At 46.8% G+C, this 23,911-nt stretch carries 24 protein-coding genes; all 24 read right to left on the bottom strand.

Annotated features, from left to right (window positions below; all coding sequences use genetic code 11):
- Positions 1 to 8: 8 nt before the first annotated feature.
- Positions 9 to 2,351: an endonuclease MutS2 gene (locus tag J7K63_06385; GenBank protein MCD6234646.1), complete on the bottom strand. Its 2,343-nt coding sequence runs from the start codon at positions 2,349 to 2,351 to the stop codon at positions 9 to 11.
- Positions 2,352 to 2,358: 7 nt separating this feature from the next.
- The gene (locus J7K63_06380; protein MCD6234645.1) at positions 2,359 to 3,090 is read right to left on the bottom strand and encodes a CvpA family protein; all 732 of its coding nucleotides are present in this window, start codon (positions 3,088 to 3,090) and stop codon (positions 2,359 to 2,361) included.
- A 1-nt stretch (position 3,091) separates the two neighbouring features.
- Complete coding sequence (locus J7K63_06375) at positions 3,092 to 3,541, bottom strand: GatB/YqeY domain-containing protein (GenBank protein ID MCD6234644.1); 450 nt, start codon at positions 3,539 to 3,541, stop codon at positions 3,092 to 3,094.
- Positions 3,542 to 4,196: 655 nt separating this feature from the next.
- Entirely contained in the window at positions 4,197 to 4,646 is a 450-nt protein-coding gene (locus J7K63_06370; protein MCD6234643.1) for a DUF134 domain-containing protein, read from the bottom strand.
- Between the two features lie 8 nt (positions 4,647 to 4,654).
- Positions 4,655 to 5,728 carry a redox-regulated ATPase YchF gene (gene ychF, locus J7K63_06365; GenBank protein ID MCD6234642.1) on the bottom strand — a complete coding sequence of 358 codons (1,074 nt, stop codon included), beginning with the start codon at positions 5,726 to 5,728 and terminating at the stop codon, positions 4,655 to 4,657.
- 54 nt (positions 5,729 to 5,782) lie between these two features.
- Positions 5,783 to 6,487: a flagellar motor protein MotB gene (locus J7K63_06360; protein MCD6234641.1), complete on the bottom strand. Its 705-nt coding sequence runs from the start codon at positions 6,485 to 6,487 to the stop codon at positions 5,783 to 5,785.
- On the bottom strand, positions 6,484 to 7,182 hold the full coding sequence (locus tag J7K63_06355) for an OmpA family protein (GenBank protein ID MCD6234640.1): 699 nt from the start codon (positions 7,180 to 7,182) through the stop codon (positions 6,484 to 6,486). Before J7K63_06355 ends, J7K63_06360 begins: the two co-directional genes overlap by 4 nt.
- On the bottom strand, positions 7,175 to 7,993 hold the full coding sequence (locus J7K63_06350; GenBank protein ID MCD6234639.1) for a MotA/TolQ/ExbB proton channel family protein: 819 nt from the start codon (positions 7,991 to 7,993) through the stop codon (positions 7,175 to 7,177). Before J7K63_06350 ends, J7K63_06355 begins: the two co-directional genes overlap by 8 nt.
- 39 nt (positions 7,994 to 8,032) lie before the next feature.
- A complete protein-coding gene (locus J7K63_06345) occupies positions 8,033 to 9,199 on the bottom strand; it encodes a hypothetical protein (GenBank protein MCD6234638.1) in 1,167 nt (388 codons plus the stop codon).
- A 129-nt stretch (positions 9,200 to 9,328) separates the two neighbouring features.
- Entirely contained in the window at positions 9,329 to 10,981 is a 1,653-nt protein-coding gene (locus J7K63_06340) for an HD domain-containing protein (protein MCD6234637.1), read from the bottom strand.
- A gap of 1 nt (position 10,982) precedes the next feature.
- Entirely contained in the window at positions 10,983 to 11,738 is a 756-nt protein-coding gene (locus tag J7K63_06335; GenBank protein MCD6234636.1) for a hypothetical protein, read from the bottom strand.
- A gap of 18 nt (positions 11,739 to 11,756) precedes the next feature.
- Complete coding sequence (locus tag J7K63_06330; protein MCD6234635.1) at positions 11,757 to 12,725, bottom strand: hypothetical protein; 969 nt, start codon at positions 12,723 to 12,725, stop codon at positions 11,757 to 11,759.
- Positions 12,726 to 12,737: 12 nt separating this feature from the next.
- Complete coding sequence (locus J7K63_06325; GenBank protein MCD6234634.1) at positions 12,738 to 13,235, bottom strand: histidine phosphatase family protein; 498 nt, start codon at positions 13,233 to 13,235, stop codon at positions 12,738 to 12,740.
- Between the two features lie 62 nt (positions 13,236 to 13,297).
- Positions 13,298 to 13,999: a 1-acyl-sn-glycerol-3-phosphate acyltransferase gene (locus J7K63_06320; protein MCD6234633.1), complete on the bottom strand. Its 702-nt coding sequence runs from the start codon at positions 13,997 to 13,999 to the stop codon at positions 13,298 to 13,300.
- Between the two features lie 129 nt (positions 14,000 to 14,128).
- A complete protein-coding gene (locus J7K63_06315) occupies positions 14,129 to 14,566 on the bottom strand; it encodes a ferritin family protein (GenBank protein ID MCD6234632.1) in 438 nt (145 codons plus the stop codon).
- Positions 14,567 to 14,656: 90 nt separating this feature from the next.
- A complete protein-coding gene (locus tag J7K63_06310) occupies positions 14,657 to 15,592 on the bottom strand; it encodes a hypothetical protein (GenBank protein MCD6234631.1) in 936 nt (311 codons plus the stop codon).
- On the bottom strand, positions 15,585 to 17,138 hold the full coding sequence (locus J7K63_06305) for a hypothetical protein (GenBank protein ID MCD6234630.1): 1,554 nt from the start codon (positions 17,136 to 17,138) through the stop codon (positions 15,585 to 15,587). The genes J7K63_06310 and J7K63_06305 overlap by 8 nt, the downstream gene beginning before the upstream one ends.
- 15 nt (positions 17,139 to 17,153) lie before the next feature.
- Positions 17,154 to 17,813, bottom strand: a complete 660-nt coding sequence (locus J7K63_06300) for a flagellar motor protein MotB (GenBank protein ID MCD6234629.1) — start codon at positions 17,811 to 17,813, stop codon at positions 17,154 to 17,156.
- On the bottom strand, positions 17,813 to 18,607 hold the full coding sequence (locus J7K63_06295; protein MCD6234628.1) for a MotA/TolQ/ExbB proton channel family protein: 795 nt from the start codon (positions 18,605 to 18,607) through the stop codon (positions 17,813 to 17,815). The genes J7K63_06300 and J7K63_06295 overlap by 1 nt, the downstream gene beginning before the upstream one ends.
- A 9-nt stretch (positions 18,608 to 18,616) precedes the next feature.
- Positions 18,617 to 19,957 carry a hypothetical protein gene (locus J7K63_06290; GenBank protein MCD6234627.1) on the bottom strand — a complete coding sequence of 447 codons (1,341 nt, stop codon included), beginning with the start codon at positions 19,955 to 19,957 and terminating at the stop codon, positions 18,617 to 18,619.
- A gap of 17 nt (positions 19,958 to 19,974) precedes the next feature.
- A complete protein-coding gene (locus J7K63_06285) occupies positions 19,975 to 20,550 on the bottom strand; it encodes a tetratricopeptide repeat protein (GenBank protein MCD6234626.1) in 576 nt (191 codons plus the stop codon).
- Positions 20,551 to 20,632: 82 nt separating this feature from the next.
- On the bottom strand, positions 20,633 to 21,574 hold the full coding sequence (locus J7K63_06280) for a tetratricopeptide repeat protein (protein MCD6234625.1): 942 nt from the start codon (positions 21,572 to 21,574) through the stop codon (positions 20,633 to 20,635).
- Positions 21,567 to 22,493 carry a hypothetical protein gene (locus J7K63_06275; GenBank protein MCD6234624.1) on the bottom strand — a complete coding sequence of 309 codons (927 nt, stop codon included), beginning with the start codon at positions 22,491 to 22,493 and terminating at the stop codon, positions 21,567 to 21,569. The genes J7K63_06280 and J7K63_06275 overlap by 8 nt, the downstream gene beginning before the upstream one ends.
- Before the next feature lie 187 nt (positions 22,494 to 22,680).
- The gene (locus tag J7K63_06270) at positions 22,681 to 23,811 is read right to left on the bottom strand and encodes a hypothetical protein (protein ID MCD6234623.1); all 1,131 of its coding nucleotides are present in this window, start codon (positions 23,809 to 23,811) and stop codon (positions 22,681 to 22,683) included.
- Between the last annotated feature and the right edge of the window lie 100 nt (positions 23,812 to 23,911).

Raw genomic sequence — 23,911 nt, 5'->3', positions numbered from 1 at the left:
TCCTGCCGTCAAACATTCAATTTTACAAAAGTCACGCCGGCACCCCCCTGGTCCCAGGGAGCTTCTTCAAAAGAGAGAACCCGCCGGTCCTTGGTCAGAAATTCCTCAATAAATTTTTTCAGGATACCGTAACCTGTTCCATGAAGAATTTCCACACGGGAAAGCCGGCCGACCACCGCCCTGTCGATAAACCGGTCCAGACTGCTCAGTGCTTCTTCTGTCCGGAATCCCCGCAAATCAATGCGGTGTGATATAGTGTCGGAGCTTCTTTCCACATGGGTTTCCACCCGCTGGGGTTTTTTTCGGGCTTTATCAAGCCATGAAAGGTCCAGGCGCATCCGTGAACCATCCACATCCACCCAGACACGGTGTTTCTGGTTATTGATTTCCACAACCCGGCCATTTTGTCCCAGAGAGCGAATCCACACCTCATCCCCCACATTCAAATCTTTCATTTTCAGGACTGTTTTGCCGGGATCTGCAGTCTTTTCCTGCCGGATCTGAACCCGGGATTTAATCTGGGTAAATGTTTGTCTTGCCTTGTGAATGGATGCTGTTTCCGCTCCTGATTCGCGGATTTCCCGGATAGCCCCCTCCAGTTCTTTCTGTAAATCGGCAATAATCAACTCTGCCCGTTTCAAGGCTTCCCGCTCGGCTTTTTTATATTTGGTATCGATGGTTTTCAGTTTTTCCTGAATGTGTTCCGTATCCTTTTTCAGATGTTCTTCCCGCTTTCGGATATCCTTCAGCAGTGTATCATAGCGGAAGATTTTTCGTTGAAGATCCTGAATAAGACGTTCCAGCTTTTCCCGGCTTTTCCCCACCCGCATAACGGCAGTCTCAATGACCCGAGGATCCAGATGATAGCGCCGGGCAATTTCAATAGCATAACTGCTTCCGGGAATCCCCAGTCGGAATTCATAGGTGGGAGACAACGTCTTGTCATCAAACATCATACTACCATTTTCCAGTTCATCAATCTCAAAGGCCAGTGTTTTAAGGGCACCGTGGTGAGTTGTGGCAAAGGTCGTGGTGCCCCGGAGCATGAGTTCCCTCAGAATCCCCTCTGCCAGGGCCGCCCCTTCATCGGGATCCGTTCCCGTGCCCAGTTCATCAATCAGGACAAGGCTTTCATGTGTTGCGTGTTCAAGAATGGTTCGTATGCGGAGAATATGGGAACTGAAGGTGGAAAGATCCCCTTCTATGGACTGTTCGTCACCGATATCCACAAAGATCCGGTCAAAGACAGGCAGAGAACTGGATGCCTCGGCAGGGATCAGCAAACCGGCCTGATTCATGAGCACAAGGAGTCCGACAGTTTTCAGGGCAACAGTTTTTCCCCCGGCGTTGGGACCGGTAATTACGATGCCCCTTTTCCCTTTTTCCAGGGAGAACGTAAGAGGAACCACATCCCGCTGGACCGCCAGTTCCAGATTCCGTCCATTGACAATACGAAATACATCAGTCTCTTCCGAGGGCTTATCACACACATAGCGGACGGCAATTCTTCCGGCAGCATGGATGAAATCCAAATCTTCCAACATGGTTGTGAGTGCCTGAAAATCCTCAAGATTCTCCCGAACCTTGTCAGTCAGTGCCTGTAAAATCCTGTGTATCTCTTCCCTTTCGGCCAATTGGGCTTCCCTTAATTCATTGTTCATAACCACAATGGTCAAAGGTTCAATATAAAAGGTCTGCCCTGTCTGACTTTGATCATGAATAACTCCCTGGATCTGATTTTTCCGGCTGGCTCTGACAGGAATTACATGACGACCGTTCCGAAATAAAACCTGATCACTGACAGCTACCTGATCTTCAGCCAATTTTGCCGAAATCTTCTGCACTTCCTGGAAAATTCGCTGGTTCAGCCGGCGGATTTTTTTCCGAATAGCATGGAGTGCCGGTGAAGCATGGTCGGCAATTGTTCCGCCTTCATCAATAACGGACAATATACCCCGTTCAAGGGTCTGTAAATCAACCGTAGGATCCAGGACCCGCTTGCGTAATAAAGGATACTTATCAGGCCTGTGCTTGAAATACTCCCGGATTTGCCGGCCGGTTTGAAGAATGGATCCCAGCGTGAAGAGCTCTTCACCCGATAAGGCCGTTCCCTGTACAGCTGCACGTTTAAAAATATGGATCTGATCGCTGAAACCGGAGAGGGGAAGTGCCGTATCCAGGGCAATGAGATCCCGCATTTCGAGGATTAAATCCTGTGTTTTCCGGAAGGTTTCAGGAGGTTGGAAAGAATGCAAATTACCTGCCAGGTCACCGGCCTTTTCCGTAAAGGTCTCCGCCCGGAGAAGACGCCGGACCCGGTCAAACCCCAGGACCGCTTCGGGGTGTATCATAATCCTGTCATAATCCCTGGTTCAATCGTTCTATGGCTTCACGCATTTCCTGTCCCCCCTTTTTTAATTTCAGCATAATCTCTTTTCGCTCAGGCAGGGGCAGTTTCTTAAAATTTTCCACAAGATACTGCTGTTCCTGAAAATCAAAAGCATCCATCTGGCGAAGGTGCCTGGCAAATTCCTCTGTCGTACCCTGGATTGCCGGCAGAATATCCTCCCGGACTCTGTTATTCAACTGCTGACGAAGTTTGCCTTCATCAAAAAAGGGTTCAATGAGGGTTTTATGAACCACAGGAACAACGCGTTCAAGAAGTTCATAACTTTTAGCATTCTGTTTAATTTTAGGAACCCAGTTATTGTTGGGCATCAGATCAAAAATCCAGAAAATAACACTCAGGACAATCACGGCCTTTAAAACGCCCAGGGCAATACCACCCAGTTTATCCACCCAGCCTAAAAGGACAAGGTTCAGAGCTGCCCGGATCAGGTTGGCCAGAATCTGTGATATAATCACAACACCGAGGAAAATGACGACAAATCCCAGTGCCATGATCAGGGTGGGATTCCAGTCAAAACGGCCAAAAAGGGCGTTCCCCACACTCACACTGTAATTTGATCCGATGATAATACCCAGCACCAGCCCAATCAGCCGGAAACTGCTTAAAATCAATCCGTTGAAATAGTCTTTTACTACAAACCAGGCAACAATGATAATGGCCAGGATATCCATCCAGTGCATATTAACCTCCCAGTTCTTCCCGAACTATTATTTGGACCCGTTTCCCGTCTGCACGGCCGGTCAGTTCTTTCATGGCCGGTCCCATAACCTTTCCAAGATCCCGGATACTTTCGGCCCCGCTTTTTCGGATAATTTTTCGGACTATCTGACGGATGGCTTCATCGTCCATTTCCGCAGGAAGGTACGTTTCAATAATTTTCAACTCCTCTTCTTCCTTTTCCGCCAAATCAGTCCGGCCCGCCTCCTGATAAGTCCGGGCAGAATCCTGGCGTTCTTTGGCTGCTTTCCGGATTACCGTCAACTCTTCCTCTTCTTTCAGGTCGTGGAGCACCTCAATGCGTTTCTCTTTCAATTTGGATAGGAGCATTCGCAATGTTCGGGTACGCACGGCATCCCGTTTTTTCATGGCGTCCTTTAAATCAAGCTGAATTTTTTCAAGATATGTAGTCATTTTTTCAACACCTCACTGTGTTTCTTCCCTGAAACGATTCGTTATCATAACTGTTAAAAATAAGGGATTCCTGCCGTTTATTAAACAAATTTTACAGATTTAAAGGCAGGCCTCCTTTTTCACGTGAACTACATCAACAACAAAGCTTATGAAAACTGGTTATATCCCAAATAAATCAAAAAAGAGAATGAAAAAAACAATTAAATATTTATAATCCTGTCTATACAGATCCTGGGCGGGCAAACCATGCAGCGGAAACATTTGGGAACGATTCACCGATCTGAAAACGGCCCAATTCCTGACGGATGCTAACGTGATGTTGTTAGATACTGAGGAGAGGTATACCGGAATTCTGAATTGAGTAAAGAGCTGAGAATTGTTAATCCCGTTATGGGGTAGAGATTGTCAGATTGATATGATTGATTGAATTTTCTATTGTCTGCTATAACGATAATAAGAGAAATCGGATATATGGATTCTGCGATGTGATCGCCCACTACCCCGGGAGAAAAATACACAGGAATCGAGCTTAATGTAAAATAATATTATTATATATGGTGTCTGATTTTTTGTCTTACATTCATCCAATCTTCCATCTTTCCGGTCACCGGGCAGACCACAAAGCGGGTGCATCGAGGTGTTAACTTCCTGCTTTTTAAAAATAATTTGATGATTCCCGGCAACATATTCCATGGCCGTATCTTTCTGCCAGGGAGTGGAGATCCGTACTGCCGCATTGGGGACATTGACCGGGATGGGTTACCAATTCGCCACTGAAGGCATGGCCGCATTTCCGGCACCACCACTGATCCTTCAGAAAGTGAACGGCACCTCCGTCGATCGTGAGAAGAGGACCTTTTTCTAGAAATTCCGCCATTTTATACCTGGCGCTTTCGATCAGTCTTGTAAAGGTAGGACGCGAAATGCCCATCAGCTCCGCCGCCCGGGACTGGTTATATCTCTCGCCGTCTGCAAGCCGGAGTGCTTCATATTCATCCAGGGAAAGAATAAGTTCATCCAGTTGCCGCGAAGGAATTCCCAGGGGTTTGAACTGTCTGAAACGGGGTGGATTTTTAACATGCCTGTTTTTTTGCGGTCTGGCCATGGTTTATCCTATACGTTAAATCGAATATTTAATATATCACCATCCTGTACAACATAGTCTTTTCCCTCCAGGCGGACCTGACCATTCGCTTTCGCTTTTGTCATGGATTGGGTTTCCATAAACACATCATAAGAAATGACTTCCGCCCGGATAAACCCCTTTTCCAGATCGGAGTGTATAACACCGGCTGCTGCAGGTGCTGTGAGTCCCTGCCGGAGTGTCCAGGCTTTGACCTCATCTTCTCCAACTGTAAAAAAACTTAAAAGTCCAAGTCCTTCATAAGCCGCCCGGATGACATGATGAATGGCCGGTTCATCGATCCCCAGTTCTTCCATGAAAAGCGCCCGATCATCTTCTTCCAGCTCCTGAATCTCCTTTTCTGACAGGGCTGATACAGCGGTTACAGCCATATTCGGAAATTTTTCTTTCACCTCCCGGATATAAGCGTCCCGATTCTCGTACAACGTATCGCTGCAGTTCAGAATTGCCAGGAGGGGTTTGGCGGACAAAAACTGGAATCCCCGGATTCGCTTTTCTTCTTCCTCCGTAAAAGGGATTTCACGAATAGGCTGACCCTCGTCCAACGCTTCTTTGCACCGTATCAGAATTTCATGTTCATGTTTATCATACTGGGGAGCTCCCCGCTGTTTCAGATGTTCCACCTTCTCAAGGCGACTTTCAGCAACTACCAGGTCGGCAAATTGTATTTCCTCTTCCAGATGCCGGATTTCACCGGGAGGATTGATGGTAACAGGTTTCCCGTCATCCCCGTAGCCTTCAAAAACACGGACAACCGCCACCAGGCCATCCACCTGACGAACCGCTTCCAGATATTTTGAAGATGTATCGTGCCGGTTCCCTGACGGAATACCCATGATATCAATGCAATTGAATGTGGCATGCGTCGTTTTCTTCGGCTTGAAAATGTCAGAAAGGTTATCCACACGAGGATCAGGAACTACCACCCTTCCCCGCCGGGATTCCGCCAGACCGGACCGGAGGATTTCAAAATGATTCCCGGTGAGAAGTTCAAAAAGGGTGCTTTTTCCGGAAAATTTAACGCCGATGAATCCAAGTTCCATAATTCTCCCGATATGTTTTTGTTGGAAGAGTGTACGAAATCACCTGCCTATAGATTACTGAATTTTTTGAATGGAAGCATCAATATAGATTTCTACACGCCGGTTCCGGTTTCTCCCCGATTCAGTCTCGTTGGACGCCACAGGGTTGAACTCACCAAAGCCAGCCACGGCAAAACGTTCCTCAGGAATTTCTGTTTCCTGATGTAGAATCCGCATCACACTCTGGGCCCGGGCGGCGCTCAATTCCCAGTTGTCCCTAAACCGGACATTAGGACCTAAGGGGACATTATCCGTATGTCCCTCTATGCGGATTTCCACCTGCCAGGCCAGGCCGTTTTCCCGCAATTCCCGAAGCAACTGCCGATGTTCCGTTTGAGTCAAATCCAGAATATCCAGAGTGCGAATCGCATGTGCCAGATCTGTCAGTTGACGCCTGAACTCCGGAAGGGGTTCTGCCTCTCCCGGATTAAACAGCGATTCACCGCTGATGGTAATCTGTACGCCTTTTGAATGATAGTTCACAGTAAAGGCTGACAAATCCTGCTTTTCAATGGCTAAACGGATTTCCCGGCCGGTTTCTTGCAGCCGGTCATGGGTCCACCGGTGGATCCGGCTGATTTCACCTGACTGACGGGCAATCATCATGATGAAAAATGTCAGCAAAAGGGTCATGATATCACCAAAAGAGAGAATCCACCCGGAGCGGACAGCCCTTTCACGACTGGACAAGGTGTCCTGCCGTGTGGAAAAAAGTTTCATGATGTTCCGCCCCGCCTGTTTATCATATTCACCTTAATATAGATTTCGACCCGGCGGTTCTCGTCCCAGTTTCTGACATCGTGCAAAGGATGAAAGGAGCCGTATCCCGCAATCGAAAAATAATCCTCCGGCACAGGCAGGCGGTATTGCAGATATTGCATCACCTGATAAGCCCTGGCTGTGGACAGATCCCAATTATCCGAAAACCGTTGTGTTCGGATAGGTTGCTGATCCGAATGTCCTTCAATTCGGATATCCGTATCGATGTAGTATCCATAGGATTCAATCCGGGCAATCTGTTCCCGGTACATCGCCTCCAGCAGGGGAAGGTCGGTTTCATTGATCAGACTCACAAGCTGTGCCAGATAGGGATAAAAATTGGGGTTGATTTCATCCGATGCTGAATTAAAAAAGGGCTGGTTTTCCACCCGGGAGGGAATGAGAATTTTAATCCCTTTTGTTCCTGTGTTTTCAATATACAGCCAATCCATTCCTTCCCGTTCCCTGATCTGCTCCAGCTGACGGCCGATCCGGGCTGTCAGATTGTCTGAAAAACTGAATACGGATGTCGCTTCATTGGTCGCCCGACTGACAAAGAGGAGGAAAAAGGCCAGAATCCCCGTAAGCAGGGAGGCGTATATAATTTTCCAGCCGTCTCTGTCGAATGTTTTATAACGCATCCTGTCATCAGTCATGGTGTTTCAGAAAATCTTTTTCAGCTTTGGGAATAAAGGTCAGAAGTTTTTCTTCCATAATCAGGGGATGTTCCCGGGCGTGAAGACTTAATATGCCTGTCAGGATGATTTCGTTAATGAAGATTTCTTCATCGGACCGGGTTTTCAGTTTTCCACCAATAGGGATAAAAATAAGGTTTGCAAGGAGAACTCCGTAAAATGTGGTTACCAGGGCTCTTCCCATGCCACTTAGCAGGGATGTCATCATCACTTGGGTGTCCTGGGCAAAAGTCATCACTCCGGTGACCTGACTCTGCTGGGTCATCATCAGAATAAGACCCATCACGGTCCCCAAGAGCCCGAATGCCGGAGCATAGGATCCCATATTATAAAACATCTCCTGGCCGTTCTTGTGGCGAATAACCATATTGGTCAGTTCACTTCTTAAAAATCGCTCAAGTTTTTTGCTGTCTTTTTCGATAAGTGCCATTTCAATACCCGTTTGCATGAAACGGTTCTTCATCTCCGGCAGTTGGTCTTCCAGGGAAAGCAGGCCCTTTGCACGAATCAGCTTGCTGTAACCCACAAGCTGATGAATGGTTTTCAGACTTTCCTGGTGATGTCTGGCAAAAGCTTTTCCCGTCACTTTCAAAAGGCCGAGAAATTGTTTGAAGGGATAATTGATCATTGTGGCGGCCAGGGTCCCTCCCAGCACAACCGCCATGGCATTCCAGTTCAGAAAGGTGTGAGGAATGCTGAATGATTCATCCATCATGCCAAAGGCAATGAGTCCAAGTCCGATAAGTAAGCCGAAAAGTGTTGCAATATCCATGACTAATCCTGCTATTTTTCAAGTAAAATACCTTTTATTTCATTGATCATCAAGGACAATGAAAGTCCTGCGCTGCGGGTCTTCACAGCGGACATAAAAGGGGAGCTCCAGGTGTTTTTTGAATTGGGATTCCCAATGCTCCGGTTCTTCCAGCCAGACAGCATGGGGAACGGAATGCCCCAGCACCATCAATCGTCCTCTGTCTGGTGACCCGGATACGATGAAATCCAGTCCTTTGCAACAAGTCCCTTTTTTTTCGGATACAAAAACCCCATTGCCGGCAAAGACCGGAGCTGTCCAGAAACAGCGCCAGGGAAAAGAAAGGGTTTCCGGAATTTTCCCGATCCGTGGATCTCTGCAGAGGATCGCAGCATCCCGGAGAACTTCTCCGGTTGTCAGGTCCGGTGAGAATATACCGGTCCGGGAAATATCAGGAATCAGAACCTGTGTTTTTCTCTCTTTGAGGATATTTTCCGCCTTTTGTGCGTCCATATCCGTTTCAAAGCGCGTCGTCGATCCGTAATAAAAGGATGCAAGGGCAGCGAAAAGCCAATCTGCCAAATCTGCGGCGGATTTGGCAAAAAGAGTTTCCCCGTCCCGGAACAGGGAGAGTTCTTTCCCCACGGATTGAGCCGCAGAAAGGAGATTATACTGAGTGAACTCATACCACATCTCTTCATCAAAACAGAAGAGTGCGGAATGGTCCAGGGAGATATAGGGAACTTCAAAGGGATCCGGAGCTTCAGGACGGGTATGAAGCAAGGTGTCAACGACGGAATGAATCGAACCGGATATATCCCCGGGACCCTTCAGGATAAATTCTCCCGGCATGATCACATCACCCGGCAGGGGAAATGTGAAACCGGTATCCGGATCGGTTGTTAAAATTGCCGGAATGCCCCCGTCCAGCAGGGCATGAAAGAGGAAGAGGGTTCGGGGACCCAGGTCCAGGTTCAGGCGTACACGCGAGGAAAAATCCAGCCCAGCTTGTTTTAGAGCGCCAGACAGAAGTCTGACGCCGGAACTCCATTCTTTAAATGTAACAGGCGGGACATTTTCCCAGATGAATGCCGGTTTATCCGGCAGATAGCGCCGGTGTTGAATCAGAACCGTACCAAAATTGGGGAAGGGAACAATTTCTTCATCATAGGGGATGCCAAGATAGGTGTGATATGCATCCGGAATGAGAATACGTGTATAACTCATAATTCAAAGATTTCCGATAAGCGAGTGTAAAAGTTGCTGTTCAGGCGTCACGGGAAATCCGGCTTGTGCAGGCTTACCCTGTCGCCATTCATCACGGCATCATCCATCGGTCTACACCGGGAGAGATGTCTAATCCATATCAATTTGTTCGGGATTCATGAATTTTTCTGCATACCAGCGGTATACTTTAGCTTCCTTGAAAAAGGCAAACAGATCCGGATCGATATGATAATCCTTCACCATAAATTCCATGATTTTCATGGCTTCAGAAAGTGTTTTCCCTTTTTTGTAGGGTCTGTCCGGCGCTGTTAAGGCTTCAAAAATATCGGCCATGGCCATGATACGCGCCGGCAATTCCAAATCTTCCGCTTTAAGTCCCTTGGGATATCCCGAACCGTCCATGCGTTCATGGTGGTTGGCAGCATACTCGGGAACATTTTTCAATTTCTTGGGAAATGGAAGCTGTGAGAGCATTTTATCAGTGACAACCGCATGATTATTAATGATTTGCCGTTCTTCCTCGGTCAGTGTACCTTTGGAAATATGCAGATTAAGAATCTCATCATCCGTTAAGATAGGCGTACTTTTTCCATCTATCGTAACAGTATACCGTGCAATATCGCAAATCCGGTTCTTGTATTCGGGTTTGAGAAACTCACCCCCTGTATTCATCCGCTGAATAAAGGCATAATCCTCACTGATTTTCCGGATTTCTTCTTCCAGCTCTTTCATCAGATTTTCCCGTTCAGCTCTGGAAGAATCATCTTGCGGCGTTCCTGCTAAAGCCTTCCACATCTCTATTTCACGATCTTTTTTCAGCAATTCAAAACGGAGAAAAATCGTCCGGATCCTGTCATAAATGGTTTCCAGTTTTGTGGATTTATCCACCACGTATTCCGGTGTGGTAATCTTACCGATATCGTGAAGAAGGCCGGCAAAACGGATCTCCTCAATTTTCTCGTCACTGTAGCGGACATCTTTGTAAACACCGTCCCGGCTTTCAGAAATCTGTTGTGCCAGATACACTGCCAGTTTCGCCACCCGTTCAATGTGACCACTTGTATATTTGGATTTTTCATCAATCGCCGAAGCAATTACACGGATGATGGAATTCAATAATTCTTCAAGTCCATTGATAAGACGGTTTTCCGTAATGGCCACGGCGGCCTGACTGGCCAGAGCTTCCGTCAGCGCCTGGAATTCAGGACAGAAGGCAATGGTGTTCCCCGATTCGTCTTTTGCATTGATTAATTGGAGTACACCAATCACTTCATTTACATGGTTCAGCATTGGCAGAGCCAGCATGGACTGAGTCCGGTAACCGGTTTTTCGGTCAAACTGCCGTGTACCGGTAAAATTAAAATCTTTTACATCGTACACATCTTCAAAGTTCAGGGTTTCCTTCTTCAATGCAACATACGCCGCAACCATCTCCAGATAGGGCGATCCATCCTCATTATACAATTTCACCGGATACCAATCGATGGGATTTCCCGATGTCCCCCCCATCCGGATATTCATGGAATCTGTATGGACAATGCTAAACCTGAGTTTTTTTTCATCTTCCGACATCATATAAAGCGTTGCGGCATCGGCACCGGTTAATTTTTTCGCATAGGTTACAATATTTTCCAGGAGGACATCCTGGTTTTTTTCCGTACTGAGGGATGTCCCTACCGAGACAAAAACATTGACCCGGTCCTGAATGATTCTGATAATATCTATCAGTTCATCTTTGGATTTGGAAGCAAGAATCTCGGAAGAAAGCTGAAAGGATTTCATGTCAGAAGATATCAAAATACATCAATTTAATTTCACGGTTAAAGGATTCCACATTTTCGCCCCAGATAAGATTGTTCAGATCCACTTCCAGGTAGAGATTTTCCGTAATGCCAACGCGGACACCGGCATTCAGAAAACCGTACCCGCCGGAAATTTTGAATTTTTTTAAATCTGAAAATTTTTCATAATTCAGGGCGGCATCATATTCGATCATAATAGAGAATTGAGGATTTAGTTCAATGGCAGCCCCGGCAAAGAAAGAGGGGATATAGGTGCTGTCTGGCTGTTCCAGGGAATAATTAGCCCCTGCATGAAGGCTTGTATTGCCGATAAAATGCCAGTTTTTGCTGAGGACAGAATAAAAGCCGGAGGAAGGAATTTCATAATTCCCGTCGGTATAAGCCCCATAGCCCTGAGAGGAAAATCCCATAGAGACACCCGGTTTTTTCATTCCTTCATCAATAAGTCGATATTTGACACTCACACCGGGCTGGGGATTCCAGGTGATATTTTCATTGCCGATAATGTTGGATCCTCCATAGGATATACCCATGGAAAAACGATCTGTCAGACCTACTGTTGCCCCGATCAGCACCCCGCCATTGGTGGTAAAACGTAAATCAGTCAGGTAAGATCCCCGTGCCAGGGTTGCGACAGTCGGGGTATTAATTAACTGAACCGGTGCCGGGACGAACTGTGCCGCCAGTGAGCCGACCAAAAGCAAAAACAGGAGGGATATTTTTACGCAATACTTCATAGTTTTCCCTTTTAGTTATCAAACTGCATCGGATGTTACGAACAAGTTTTCAATTTTTTTATAATAATTCTTCCAAAGCTCCTTCTCTTCACAGGTTTTCTGCAAACTACGCAGCTCATCAACGGCTTCCTTCCGGTCCCGAACAAGCTGGGTGAGAAATTTAATCAATCCTTTATCATTCCGGGTTGCCAGCATGCGCAATACCTCATCCCATTTGTTCAGCATTTTATACTGGTCGAATATATTCCCTTTCAGCAGCTGAATGGTTTTTTCGCGCTCTTCCAGCAAAACTTTTTTCACGGTACTGAAATTTTCATCGAGGTAAAGAACCGTCCGGATTCCTTTGATGATTTTGTGAATAATTTCCACATCTTTTTTCCAGAAAACATCTCCCTGTCCCATCGCCAGCAAAAAGGCATGAAGTCCTTCAAAATCCGGGAGCAGTTCGCCGGGTAGTTTCATGGTCAGTTTGCCAAAATCCACCGTTTTGATCAACACAAGGGGGATCAGGTAGTCCAGGGTAACTTTGTGCAATTTATCCGGATTTGTGATGCTTTCCGGAAGCCGCTCGATCTTGTGTAAAAATTCTGCTTTCCGTTCGGGATGGAAACTTTTTTCCAGTTGGAAGGGGAGTTTTTTTCGCCGGCTTTCAAAATCCTTCCGTTGAAGTGTTTCCACATAAAGAGCACCCCGGAGGGCTCCCTTTCGGTTCTGATAGGCAGACGCTTCAAAATAGAGGATCCGGCCCTGATGGAGGATATATACCTGACAAATATTCAGAATCCTCTGCAAAATCCCAATTTCCCGGAAAAAATTCTCATGACCGGTGGCTACACCTAAAAGGTGGGCGGATACCATGCTCCTCCGGATGGATTCTGTCAGAGTTTCCGTCAGGTGCACACCCGTTTCCCCCCGACCGATGGCATCTACGCAGTCATAGGCCGTATTCAGCGATTTGGAAAAAAAAACTTTTAGCCAGTGAATCATTTTACCTTCCTGCTACATCGACCTGTCTATCAACCTGGGGGAAGCATAACTGAGCAAACGTCCTTCATTGATATCCGGTTTATCCTGAAAAGACACGAGGGCACAATCGCCTGGACTCATATGAAAACCCCGGAAAACATCCAGTCCTATCAGAACGCTCAGGAGCTGTCCCAAGGTAGGTTGGTGCCCGACAATCCATAAACAGGAGGGCAGATCCATCTCCACCAGCTGTGAAACAATTTCCCCTGCAGAACCATTCAGGATCAAAGGATCAACCTGAATTTCATCCCTGTTTACATGCAATATATCACACAGAATTTCTGCCGTCTGCTGTGTCCGGATGGCCGGGCTGGTTAAAAGTCTGTCCGGTTTGGGAAACCACGGATGGATCAGGGGGATAAACTGCATGAGTTTCAGGCGTCCTTCATTCGTTAAATTCCTGTCTGAATCGCTGTCATGGTGCCTCTCCCGGGGTTCGGCCAGACCATGGCGCATAAGCACGAGATTCATGGAGGGTCCTGTATTTTTGTTGTTAAAGAAATGTAATAACTTTTTATTCTTAAATCGACTGTTTACTCGTCCCGGATCCCCTGATAATCGGGGGCAATTTCCCATAGTGCTGCATCCATCCGGTTTTGGACGAGCCTGGCAAATTCCCGTCTTTCATCAATTGAAGAATCGTCATAATCGGGAATAATCGGTTCGCCAATTTTAAACTTCAGGTCAATCCGGCGGAAAGCAAGCAGGCGCATGGCATGAGGGACAAATGGAGCACCGCCATACCATGCAATCAAATCCCGCTGATCAGAAGGAACCGGTTTTCCATCGATGGCCGTAACAGTGCTTACAATGGGCAGCACAGGGACCTTAAGCCGGTTGGCGGGGACAAAGAGAGCGGATTTGAAACGTTTCAGGTAAGTGCCGTCGGTGGTCGTTCCCTCCGGAAAAAAGATAATATTGATGCCCTTTCGCAATGTATTCATGAGGACTTCAATATATGCCCCGGACAATCCCCCTTTTTCCCGATCCACAAAAACGGTTCCTCCAAGCCGGGCGGCATGACCGAAAATGGGCCAGTTGCGGATTTCCGATTTAGAAACGGGAACGGCCGAAACGACAGACATGGTACTGACTACTTCCACATAACTGTAATGGTTTCCGACAACCAGATACCCGTTTTTGGAGGGAATGTTTTCCCTTCCTTCCACGTGAATTCGGACTCCGCATATCAGGCGGAGCAGAGTACAAAAGGGCTTGATAACATAAAAAACCATCTGATCTCCTTTTGTCCTGCTGAAAAGCATGATCACCCCTTTTAGCACTCCTAAAAGGATTATCAAGATAAGAAACAAAAGGAGGATACTAATAATTCTGAAAAAGCGACGAATCGATTTCATAACAGGTTAAATTCCGGATTTTAATTGTGATTCAATGTCGTATTTATGCCGGGCCTCTTCTTCGGCAAGTTTCAGAAAAAGATCCCGGGTTGCCGATCCTACAGGTACCCGGTCTGCCAGTGTCAGATAAAGTTCACGGGCATCATTTTCAAAATCATCTGCCATAACCAAGATATCTTCCGGCGTCAAATCCTTTAATTTAGATTGAATATCCTTTTCATCACTCAGATGGAGATCCGGGATCGGTTTGTCTGTATAATTCAGAAACTCACTGATATCCAGATTTTCCAGTTTTTTCCGGTGTTCTTCTTCCATGGTTTTTATCCGGAGGAGCATTTCGCGGGCACGGGGATTCTCCACGAGGTCGGCAAGACGTTCATAACGGCGGGCAGCTTTTATTTCCTGATCAATGGCAAATTCGATAATTTCTTCAAAGCGGGACATTGTTATCTCCTCTTTACCTGAATGCGAAAAAATGCCGGACAGGAAACACCCCGTCCGGCATAAGATATCTTTTTATCAGATCTCCGGCTTTTATTCCACCATATCCGTATCGAGGAAATCCTCAATATCAAATTTACCCTCGGCAGCAAGTTGTTTCACGGCCTGGGTCAGTTTGCGCCGTGCACTTTCAACTTTCCGCCGGGGCTGGGGACCTTCCACATCCTTTATTTCATCTTCCAGCATTATCTGGGTTTTCTGTGGCAGATTTCCCAGAATATAGGTGACAAATTCTTCGCTCATTCCCTTCAGGGCCAGGGCCAGATCATTCAGTTCCACGCTTTTCAGCGCCTCCCTGACCACATCCACCGGAAGTTTGTCGAAACTGTCAAAAGGTATGTAATATTTCGCCAGATCACGGGCCAGTTCCGGGTCTTCATTTTGTACATGACTTACAAACTGTTCTTCAAAATCCGGCTCCAGCTTACTCAGGATATCAGCAATCTGTTTGGATCCTCCTTTGTTAAAATGGGCTTTATGGGGAACCAGCCGGGATTTTTCGCGAATATCGTTCTCAATATTGATAATCCCTTCATAAGGGATTTTATCGATATCATTCATCTGTATTAAAACCCGTGCCCGTTCATCTTCTTCCATGTTTTTTATGACATCCACCTGTACTTCAATGCTCAGCTGGCTCAGGACAAGGGCTTTTACCAGTTCGCTTTCCGGCTCCAGCAGGTATTTGATTTGATCAGAAGACATAGGTTTTAAGAAATCAAAAAGCACTTTCTGGTCCCCGTCGCTGACGGACCGGATTTTTTCAGACATAAGCTGAAAATAATACTCTTCCAGAACCTTTCTTTTCAGATCGAAAGGCACTTTAGTCAGCGTTTCGGCATGGCGCCGCAATTTAGTCAACTGCGCCTGGGAAAGGTGCCTGAAAAGGGAGACGGATAAATTGTCCCCCAATATTTTATAAATGATTGCGGCCCTGTCCAGATTGGAAAGTTTTTGAGGATCACTCATTTTTCCGTTCTCCTTTTTCTTCCGCCTGGTCTGCGGGCGTTTCATCTTCTTCCATCCAATCCCGGATAATCTTGCTGGCAGTATCGGGGTTGGCTACACTCATATTGACGATATTTTTCCGGATTCCTTCCAGCTCCGCCCGCTTTTCAGCCATATCGGATCCCTGATCCGGTTCCCGCTCAAGTTTGCTCTCTTTCTTGCTTTCCCGCAATTCCCTGAGAATCTTTTCACGGAGGGCATCCTCGCTGGCTGCCGGTTCCGGTTTCGGAGCTTCTTCCTCCTGACGGCGCACTCTGCCGCGGTTCAGAATCAGTACAACCAGCACAATGACAACAGCAAGCAAAGCAGCCAGAAGCCCCCAGAACCACCAGGGGATTTGAGCCTTTTGCATGTCCATAAGCTCTTTTTGCGTCTCCGAGAGGAGGGCGATTTTTTCCGCAATGGCCTCTTCCAGTTCTTCTTTTTCCCGAAGCATACTGTCTGATGCAGCCCGTGTACTTTCCCGGTCTTCAACAGCCATTTCCCGGGTTGCCAGCTGAAGTTTCAGGGCTGCTATTTCATCCCGGAGTTCCTGCAATCGGGTAGTATCGCGTCCCAGCATTTCAAGCCGGAGCTTCTGCTCCGTAATCATCTTCTGTGTTTCCAGATCATCGGCAAGGGACTGACGGGTATTGAGCTTATCAATGATTTTAAGCAGCATGTTTTCCGTTGGTGTGGGTTCATTGCTCCGGGGCGCCTGCCTCTGCTGCTGTTGTGAAAGCCGTTCAATCTGATCCTGGATTTGGCGAATCAGTTCCTGAGTTTCATCGGTCCGTTCCTGTTCTTCGCGGGATGGCTGATACTCAACATCTCCCGGTATTACTCCGGTTTCCGCACCGGCCATCAGCTTGTCATCCCTGAAAGTCGTTGTCATAATACTCAGCATATCTCCCCGGGAGCGGTCGAAATGGGAGGCAATCATTGCCACCTGACGAATGGATTCCACCAGATCCGGCTCGATGCCTTCCTTTAAAATGATGCTGATGTCCAGTTTCCTGACTTTCGGAATCAGGGGAACAGAACGGGCAACCGAACGGCTTTTGAGCCTCTCCGGTTCAATATTCTCAACTCCCGGCAGAACGGCTGTTTGCTCCTCGCGGATACGGGAAGTATCTGACGGAAGCTCTTCTGTCAGGATATCCAATCCGCGGTCGCCAATCCGCGCAGGTATGCCGGGGAGAATTTCATTGTATTCTTCTTCGTAGGCCCTGTCCCTTTCCCGGGAACTTTCGGCTTCAGGAGCCGGTTGTACAAGTGCACGTCCCGGTACCGCCGGTTCATACACTTCCTCAACGCGCTGATCGGGAACAAAATCCAAATCTGCTTTCACATCAACAATAAAATGATTATTCCCGAGAATGCGTTCTACAGCCTGTGAAATTTTATTCTGGAGTGCCTGTTCGAGTGCGAGTTTCTGGGACAGATAATTCGGGGATTCACCACTCAGCATAGCTGATGTTAACAGAATTATTGCCAGAGTTAAACACATGCGATTCCGACAATTCATTGTAGCTCTCCTTTATTAAGATATTGCCAGGAATGTTATTTCAACCCGGCGGTTCTGGCTCTTGTTTTCCGGACTTGTATTTGGTTTTTTAGGCCGGGTATGAGCAAAACCAATGGCCCTGAAACGTTCCGGATCAATGCCTTGTGAAATATAATAATTGACAACCTGCGAGGCTCTGGCAGCAGACAATTCCCAGTTTGACGGATATTTATCCGAATGGATGGGATCACTGTCTGTATGTCCCTCCACAGCAATCTGATAGATGGAATTTTGAATCTTCGGAATAAATTTGTTAAGAATCGAATAGACCCGGGGATTCAGCTCGGCACTTCCCCGGGTAAACAGGATATCAGCCACAATCGAGATAGTCACCCCTCTGTAGGAATGGGTGACTTCCACATATTCGTTTAAGTTTTCTTCGTTGACAATCTCCTTCACGTCCCGGTCAATCTGGGCAAGGGAGACCCGGCCGGTTCTTTCAGAGGTCTTGACTCCCAGTTCCTTTCCCATCGCCTCACCAAACTGTTCAATTTTCACAGGGTCGATGGTGGACATGGAAAAAAGCAATACGAAAAAAGTCATGAGCAGTGTCATGATATCCGAATAGGTAACAAGCCACTCTTCCGAATCCGTCTCTTCAGGGGGAAGGGGTATTTTTTTCTTTGTTTTTTCCATCAGCCTTTTCGTTCTTCTTCACGGATCCAGTCCCGGGGGGGGAGAAAGGAATTCAGCTTTTCCCGGACAATGAGGGGATGTTTCCGGTGATAGAGAAGACAAACACCTTCGATGAGCATCAGTTGAAGCATGGAAGCTTTCTGAATACGGGAATCGATTTTCGCGGCAGCTGGATTGAAAAAGAGATTCGCCAGAATAGCCCCGTAGAAGGTTGTCACAATGGCCGCACCCATCCCTCTTCCAAGCTGAGCCGCCATATCGCCCGACGCATCGCTTACACTCATGCCATATAGCATCACAACCAATCCGATAAGGGTTCCGATCATACCAAAAGCAGGGGATAGTTTTCCCATGGTTTTTACAACATTCACTTCCCCTTTTTCACGCTGTTCACGGTTTACAATCCGCAACGTGAGGATTTCCCGGATATCAGCATCACTATAGCCGTCAATCACAAGCTGAATACCATCCTTCAAAAAGGGATGTTTCACCTCTTCAATGTGCTTCTCAAGTTCTGTTGGACCCCGCCGGGCAAAAGCCGCCAGTTCCGTAACCTGGCGGACCAGCGTTTGCATATCCCGCCGTTCTTTTCTGAAGACAATGCCAATCACCTTAAAAACGCGGCCGACTTCGTGAAGGGGAAAGGCAATCAGTGTGGCGGCAAGGGATCCTCCCAAAACAATGGCAAGGGAGGGCAGGGACCAAAACATCTGATAATCCTGTGTAAGGAGTGTAATTCCAAAAAAGATCAGTCCCAGGCCCATAAAAATCCCTAAGATGGTTGCAAAATCCATTCAGACTCCTTAGTTATTGTTCATGAAGGACCCTGTACGAGAGCGGGTTTCCTGGAGGACCTTCAGAATATTGCGGACATCATCATATTCGGGGTCGATCTGCAGGGCCAGATTCCAGTTGATCGCCGCCCTTTGAATATCTCCCATTTTGTAATAAATCGACCCCCGGCGTGCGTAGGCAAGAGAAAGATTGGGATTGAGCTGGATGGCAATATCCACCTCATTCAGCGCCTGAATATAATCGCCGGCATAAAAATACCGGAGACTCCGGCTCAAATGCTTCAGGGCCAGATTGATATTTTGCTGCATCACATGCTGCTGAAGTTTCACCGATTGGAGAGAATCTTCCAGGACGGATTTCTGCTGACGGAGAAGGGCGATGGTATTGTTCAGGTCGTCCACCGTCTGGACAGATATCCTCAGGGAATCCCGGAGGCCCATAATGGTGGCATCTGCTTCTCTCAGGATGGAATCCAGTTTGGCACGGTATTCCGATTCTGTCGCCGATGTTCCTGTATTCTCACCCGTACCAACCGCTATACCGCTGCGCCGTGATGCCCGTCCCGGCAAACTTCGGGGGATGGCCAGGGTGAGGCCCATGGATATGGCCGGCAGATCGGTCTCATTTTCCTTCCCAAAATTCGGCAGCCACTGTAATTGGGAGATACCCAGATTCAACCTGTATTCTGTCGTCAGGGGGATTTCCATCCCCAGATTCAATCCCCCTCCGTCAAATTCACCAATCAGGTTAATCCCTCCCCGATCTGCCATCATACCGGTCCTGAACAGGAAACCGGCAAAAACCCCTATACTTGTGGTAGTATCATTACTTGAAAAACCCCGGGAAAGTCCACCGCTACCCACACCCATATATGTATTAAAACCCGTTTCTCCCATCATCTTTTCAGTAGAAATCACAGCAAAAAAGGAAAAGTTCTGATTATCCACCTGCATTTCGTCATCGATATTCCTCAGGACAAAATCCCAAAGTCCCACAGCCATGGAAATATCCCCATAGGCCATAACCCGTTTCGTCAGGTGAAAGCCGTATTCCACATCGGATGTATTCATGGCGGTAACATCATAGGGCTGGATCACGGAGAATCCCACATTCAGTGAATTGATAATGTCCATATCGAAAAAGACCCCTTTGGACATGCGAAAATCTTCGATTCCGTACAGATCGGAACCGAAACCGGTCCGGAAAAGATAGGGTGAGTCTTCCACAGAACTTGACGGCACCCGCATCATGGGCCCCGGTTTCATAAAGGAAACCTGAGAGGATGCGTGGGCCGTATGGCCGTACAGTACCACGCATAACAGAAGGAACAGCCATTTTAATTGTTTCATGTTTTTTATCACTTTTATCACTGATTTTTTTTCAATTCTCTCCGGGCGAGGGCCGAATATTTTGAATCGGGGTATGCTTCCAGATATGCCTGAAAATAGCGTTCGGATTCGGCCTGTTTTCCGAGATTTCTGAAACTGATGGCAACAAGGATCAGGGCATTTTCCCGGAATATTTTACTCTCTTCGGAAAGCAGTTCCTGGAGAAGCACCACGGCTTCATTGTAGTTGTTTTGCCGAAAGGCACATTCCCCCAGCCAGTAGAGGGCGCTGAGGTTCAGTTCTTTCTCTTGTGTGTTTTCTCTCACCTGCCGAAGCAATTCGGATGCCTTTCCATAATCCCCGGCTGTAAAATAGCGGAGAGCCCGGGCATACAGTTGCTGCTCAATGAGAGGAAATCCCGGATCATCAGGCTTTTTTTCTGTAACCTGTTGCCGTTCTTCCAGGGCTTTTTTAAGCAATCGGACTTCTTCTTCCAGGCGTTCTATACGTTTTTGCAATTCCGCCAGAGAGACGGCCCCTCCCATATCCGTTCCTGAAGATTGCAGGTTTATCAGGGCAGAATCCTGTCTGACGGACCGTTCAGGAAAAAGCATATCCATATCCAGCATAGGGTCCTGAGAAAAACCCAAAGTGGCAAAACATGTCAAAGAACAGACGAAACACAAAAATTTCATATCAGAACTGTCCTGAATTAATCATATCCCGGACCTTGCCGACCAATTCACTGTTCGGATATTCCTCCAGAAGTTTTTTAAAGGCTTCCAGACCTTCTACTTTCTGTCCCAGTTTCAGGTAAGACAGACCGATTTTAAATTGGGCATGATCAGCTTTATTGCCGTTCGGCAGCGTTTTGACTTTTTCAAATTCCTCAATGGCACGACTGTAGAGCCCCTGTGCATAATACCCTTCACCAATCCAGTATTGGCAATTGTCTGAATAATCGTTATCCGGGGCAATTCGGATCAATTCCCTGAATTCCTCGATGGCCTTATTGCGTTGTTTGTCGAACAGGAGGTCCAGAGCATCCTGATACCGCTGCAGGTATTCATCCTGGGTCAGATCCATGACAGGACTTATAGCTGCATTCAAAGCGCTTGTGTCGGCAACGATTTTTCCCACTGCCGTATCGGTTTTTACCGGTTCATTCCGGGAGATTGTTTTTAAAAGATTTTGTTCGGATTCTTTCACGGCAGCCGTTTCCAGCGCCTTCAGGATAGAATCCTGCGATGCATTCAGGTACGATTGAAGCAGCTCGTTTTGTCGTTTCAGTTCCAGGTTTTTTTCGTCCAGTTCCGATAACATCCCCTCCAGCTCTTCGGCAGACATTTTTTCATTCATCAGCCTGGAGCGAAGGGAATCACGATGGCTTTCCAGTTCGATAATATTGGATTTCAGTTCACTGATTTCACTTTGGAGTATAATGATCTGGTTTTTCAGATCAAGAATCTCGATGGTTTTTTGCTGGACTTCCTGTTCGCGCCTCCGCAGGTCATCTTCGGTCCGCTGTAGTTTCTCCGGAGGAACTTCCGGACGGGATCCTCCGCAGGCTGCAAGAAAAAGGACAGAGAAAAGCAGCGGAATCATCACATGCGGTAACGCCGAGAATCGCTTAATCATATTCCTCCCAGTTAATGCTATATGAATAACCGATAAATGTACCAAAAGATGCCGGAATATTCAATGTGAACCTTCCGGTGGCACCGGGCAGTAAGGCCGCATCAGAGCTAACACCACTGGCATAATTCATAAAGGATCCCTTGACAAAGGTCGTCAGGGTTTTCGTCTCACCGCTCCAGTTCATGCGAAAGACAAATGTGATCTTTACAAAATCAGCCCGACGGGCACCTATATTCTTCACCTCTCCAGAAAAAATGCGATTCCCCGAGGGATCCGTGCTTTCACGGATGTTCCCCACCAAAATACAATTTGCATCCACCGCCGATGGTGAGGGTCTTTCCGGTAATTCAACAGGAGAAATCGTTTCCGCTGTCGGTACCGATACCGGCTGTCCGGAAGCCTGATCCGCCGCAACTTCGCGGCTTTCAACAGCAGATGCGGGAATATTATCCACAATACGCACTACCTCATCACGGGAAAGGACAAAGTACCCGATGAGCGTTTGAACTTTTAAAATATCACTATCCTGGTACATGATCTTGCCAAACATGCTGGTCCCGTTCTGAAGAATGATTTCTTTATTATAAATCTTCAGGGGATTCTCCCAGAGGGTGGATTTTGCCTTCAGGTCTTTCAGCTCAGATTCCAGGTGTTTGATCCGGGCACCCTGTTTTTTCAATTCATAGGAGAGCTCATTCAAAACAAAGGAATAATCCCGCTCCTGAATAACACTATCCCGGGTACCGGAAGTCGTGATCTCATTCATTTCCTGTTGAATTAAATCATTCTGTAAAGCTATTTCCGTTGAATCAACGGCAAGTCCTTCGTCCCCTTCGGGACTCTCGCCCCCCCTGAACCAGGCACAACCTGACAACAACACCAAAACGGTTCCCAAACGAAGCCATCGATTGAGGGACATCCTGTTTTCCTTTTTTATTTTGAATTTACGGTTGTTGAATAACAACTTTCAACATATATACATACTTAAAAAAATATAAATTCAAAACACATGAAAGTCAAGATAAAAACTATATATCATAGTTTTAAACCCTTTTATTAAAAAATTTGTTGAGACTTTTCCTAAAAGTCCCTGCATTATCAACAGGTTACGGTTTATATCGAAGAAGTCCGCACAAGGGCGAAAATTCTCCCATATCCGAGGAGATAAATTCAATTTTCGCTCCGGTATCCAAAGCCTGGTGAATCAGCTCATCAGTAATATCCAGGGTTCGGACCATGGGATGACCGCAACCGGGGCATTCGTCTTCTTCCCCTGTTGTCATGTGCAAACACCATTTACACACCCGTCCTTTGGTCTGAAAACCATTCTGAATCATCAGCATGTCCACCTGTCCCTTTTGAAGAGCTTCTTCCGTCTGGTGTATTCCGGCAACACCTTTGTAGTTCTTGTGGAATTCATTGGCAAACATATTCAGGATGTCTTTCTCAAAATCCATACGGCATCCCGGGATCTCCTTATCCACAAGCTGAAAAACTTTATCCATGGGAAGATTGGGATCCACATGGATTTCACGGCTGATTTTATCCTTCAGATTGGTTTTAAGATAGTTGGCAAAATCGGAGATACTCTCACGGAGTCCGCCCAAAATTATCCAGTCAAAATGGTATTTCCGATCCAGTGTTTCCAGTTGAGCCGCCACATTTTTATAATGCTTGGCCACAACCTCTTCACGATGGCGTTCATTCTTCCGTTCATCCATACCGCCAAAACCGCCTTCATTGGCATCTTCAGGAAGCAGATTCACCACATTGAACATTTCTTCCTTGTTCCCGAGATGATTCATCAGAATTTTAGCCTTTCCCTGATCCACCATGACAATGGCATAATTCCGTTCATGGCTGATGCCTTCCAGAAAAGGGCGCAGATAGGGGCGGTCCTGAATCATCATCATATTTTCAACCGGAAATCCCAGATGAATCACCTGCCACACATAAGCCCGATTGGACGATACGATCATTAACGACTGTCGATCTTCTCCCAGCTGGTTATTAAGGAATTTGATAATACCCTCCACATCTTTCCGCACAGACACTTTTTCCTTTTCTGAAAGGTTTTTATAAAAAGTCTTCTCTTTTTTCTGTTTAAACATGTTGTTGACAACAACAACTGCATTTCGGAGCTTTTGGGATGTAGACACGTCAAGATAAACCGTTGTTACGGGATTCCCTTCGGTTTTCAGTGTTTGCAGAGACTGAATTACCGTCACTGAATTCATACCAGTCCTCCTTGTACTAATTGTTATGTTGAGATATTTATGTTATTCGAGGCATTTCTAATTCAATATACGGGATGTCTGTTCCACTTTTCAATAGTTT

This window comes from Candidatus Neomarinimicrobiota bacterium, assembly GCA_021157965.1.
GTDB lineage: Bacteria > Fidelibacterota > Fidelibacteria > Fidelibacterales > Fidelibacteraceae > Fidelibacter.
This window is presented reverse-complemented; position numbering and strand designations above follow the sequence as displayed.

Coding starts and splice junctions, on each gene's coding strand:
- J7K63_06385 (MCD6234646.1), bottom strand. CDS start 2,351: ATGATACACCCCGAAGCGGTCCTGGGGTTTGACCGGGTCCGGCGTCTT.
- J7K63_06380 (MCD6234645.1), bottom strand. CDS start 3,090: ATGCACTGGATGGATATCCTGGCCATTATCATTGTTGCCTGGTTTGTA.
- J7K63_06375 (MCD6234644.1), bottom strand. CDS start 3,541: ATGACTACATATCTTGAAAAAATTCAGCTTGATTTAAAGGACGCCATG.
- J7K63_06370 (MCD6234643.1), bottom strand. CDS start 4,646: ATGGCCAGACCGCAAAAAAACAGGCATGTTAAAAATCCACCCCGTTTC.
- ychF (MCD6234642.1), bottom strand. CDS start 5,728: ATGGAACTTGGATTCATCGGCGTTAAATTTTCCGGAAAAAGCACCCTT.
- J7K63_06360 (MCD6234641.1), bottom strand. CDS start 6,487: ATGAAACTTTTTTCCACACGGCAGGACACCTTGTCCAGTCGTGAAAGG.
- J7K63_06355 (MCD6234640.1), bottom strand. CDS start 7,182: ATGACTGATGACAGGATGCGTTATAAAACATTCGACAGAGACGGCTGG.
- J7K63_06350 (MCD6234639.1), bottom strand. CDS start 7,993: ATGGATATTGCAACACTTTTCGGCTTACTTATCGGACTTGGACTCATT.
- J7K63_06345 (MCD6234638.1), bottom strand. CDS start 9,199: ATGAGTTATACACGTATTCTCATTCCGGATGCATATCACACCTATCTT.
- J7K63_06340 (MCD6234637.1), bottom strand. CDS start 10,981: ATGAAATCCTTTCAGCTTTCTTCCGAGATTCTTGCTTCCAAATCCAAA.
- J7K63_06335 (MCD6234636.1), bottom strand. CDS start 11,738: ATGAAGTATTGCGTAAAAATATCCCTCCTGTTTTTGCTTTTGGTCGGC.
- J7K63_06330 (MCD6234635.1), bottom strand. CDS start 12,725: ATGATTCACTGGCTAAAAGTTTTTTTTTCCAAATCGCTGAATACGGCC.
- J7K63_06325 (MCD6234634.1), bottom strand. CDS start 13,235: ATGAATCTCGTGCTTATGCGCCATGGTCTGGCCGAACCCCGGGAGAGG.
- J7K63_06320 (MCD6234633.1), bottom strand. CDS start 13,999: ATGGTTTTTTATGTTATCAAGCCCTTTTGTACTCTGCTCCGCCTGATA.
- J7K63_06315 (MCD6234632.1), bottom strand. CDS start 14,566: ATGTCCCGCTTTGAAGAAATTATCGAATTTGCCATTGATCAGGAAATA.
- J7K63_06310 (MCD6234631.1), bottom strand. CDS start 15,592: ATGAGTGATCCTCAAAAACTTTCCAATCTGGACAGGGCCGCAATCATT.
- J7K63_06305 (MCD6234630.1), bottom strand. CDS start 17,138: ATGAATTGTCGGAATCGCATGTGTTTAACTCTGGCAATAATTCTGTTA.
- J7K63_06300 (MCD6234629.1), bottom strand. CDS start 17,813: ATGGAAAAAACAAAGAAAAAAATACCCCTTCCCCCTGAAGAGACGGAT.
- J7K63_06295 (MCD6234628.1), bottom strand. CDS start 18,607: ATGGATTTTGCAACCATCTTAGGGATTTTTATGGGCCTGGGACTGATC.
- J7K63_06290 (MCD6234627.1), bottom strand. CDS start 19,957: ATGAAACAATTAAAATGGCTGTTCCTTCTGTTATGCGTGGTACTGTAC.
- J7K63_06285 (MCD6234626.1), bottom strand. CDS start 20,550: ATGCTTTTTCCTGAACGGTCCGTCAGACAGGATTCTGCCCTGATAAAC.
- J7K63_06280 (MCD6234625.1), bottom strand. CDS start 21,574: ATGATTAAGCGATTCTCGGCGTTACCGCATGTGATGATTCCGCTGCTT.
- J7K63_06275 (MCD6234624.1), bottom strand. CDS start 22,493: ATGTCCCTCAATCGATGGCTTCGTTTGGGAACCGTTTTGGTGTTGTTG.
- J7K63_06270 (MCD6234623.1), bottom strand. CDS start 23,811: ATGAATTCAGTGACGGTAATTCAGTCTCTGCAAACACTGAAAACCGAA.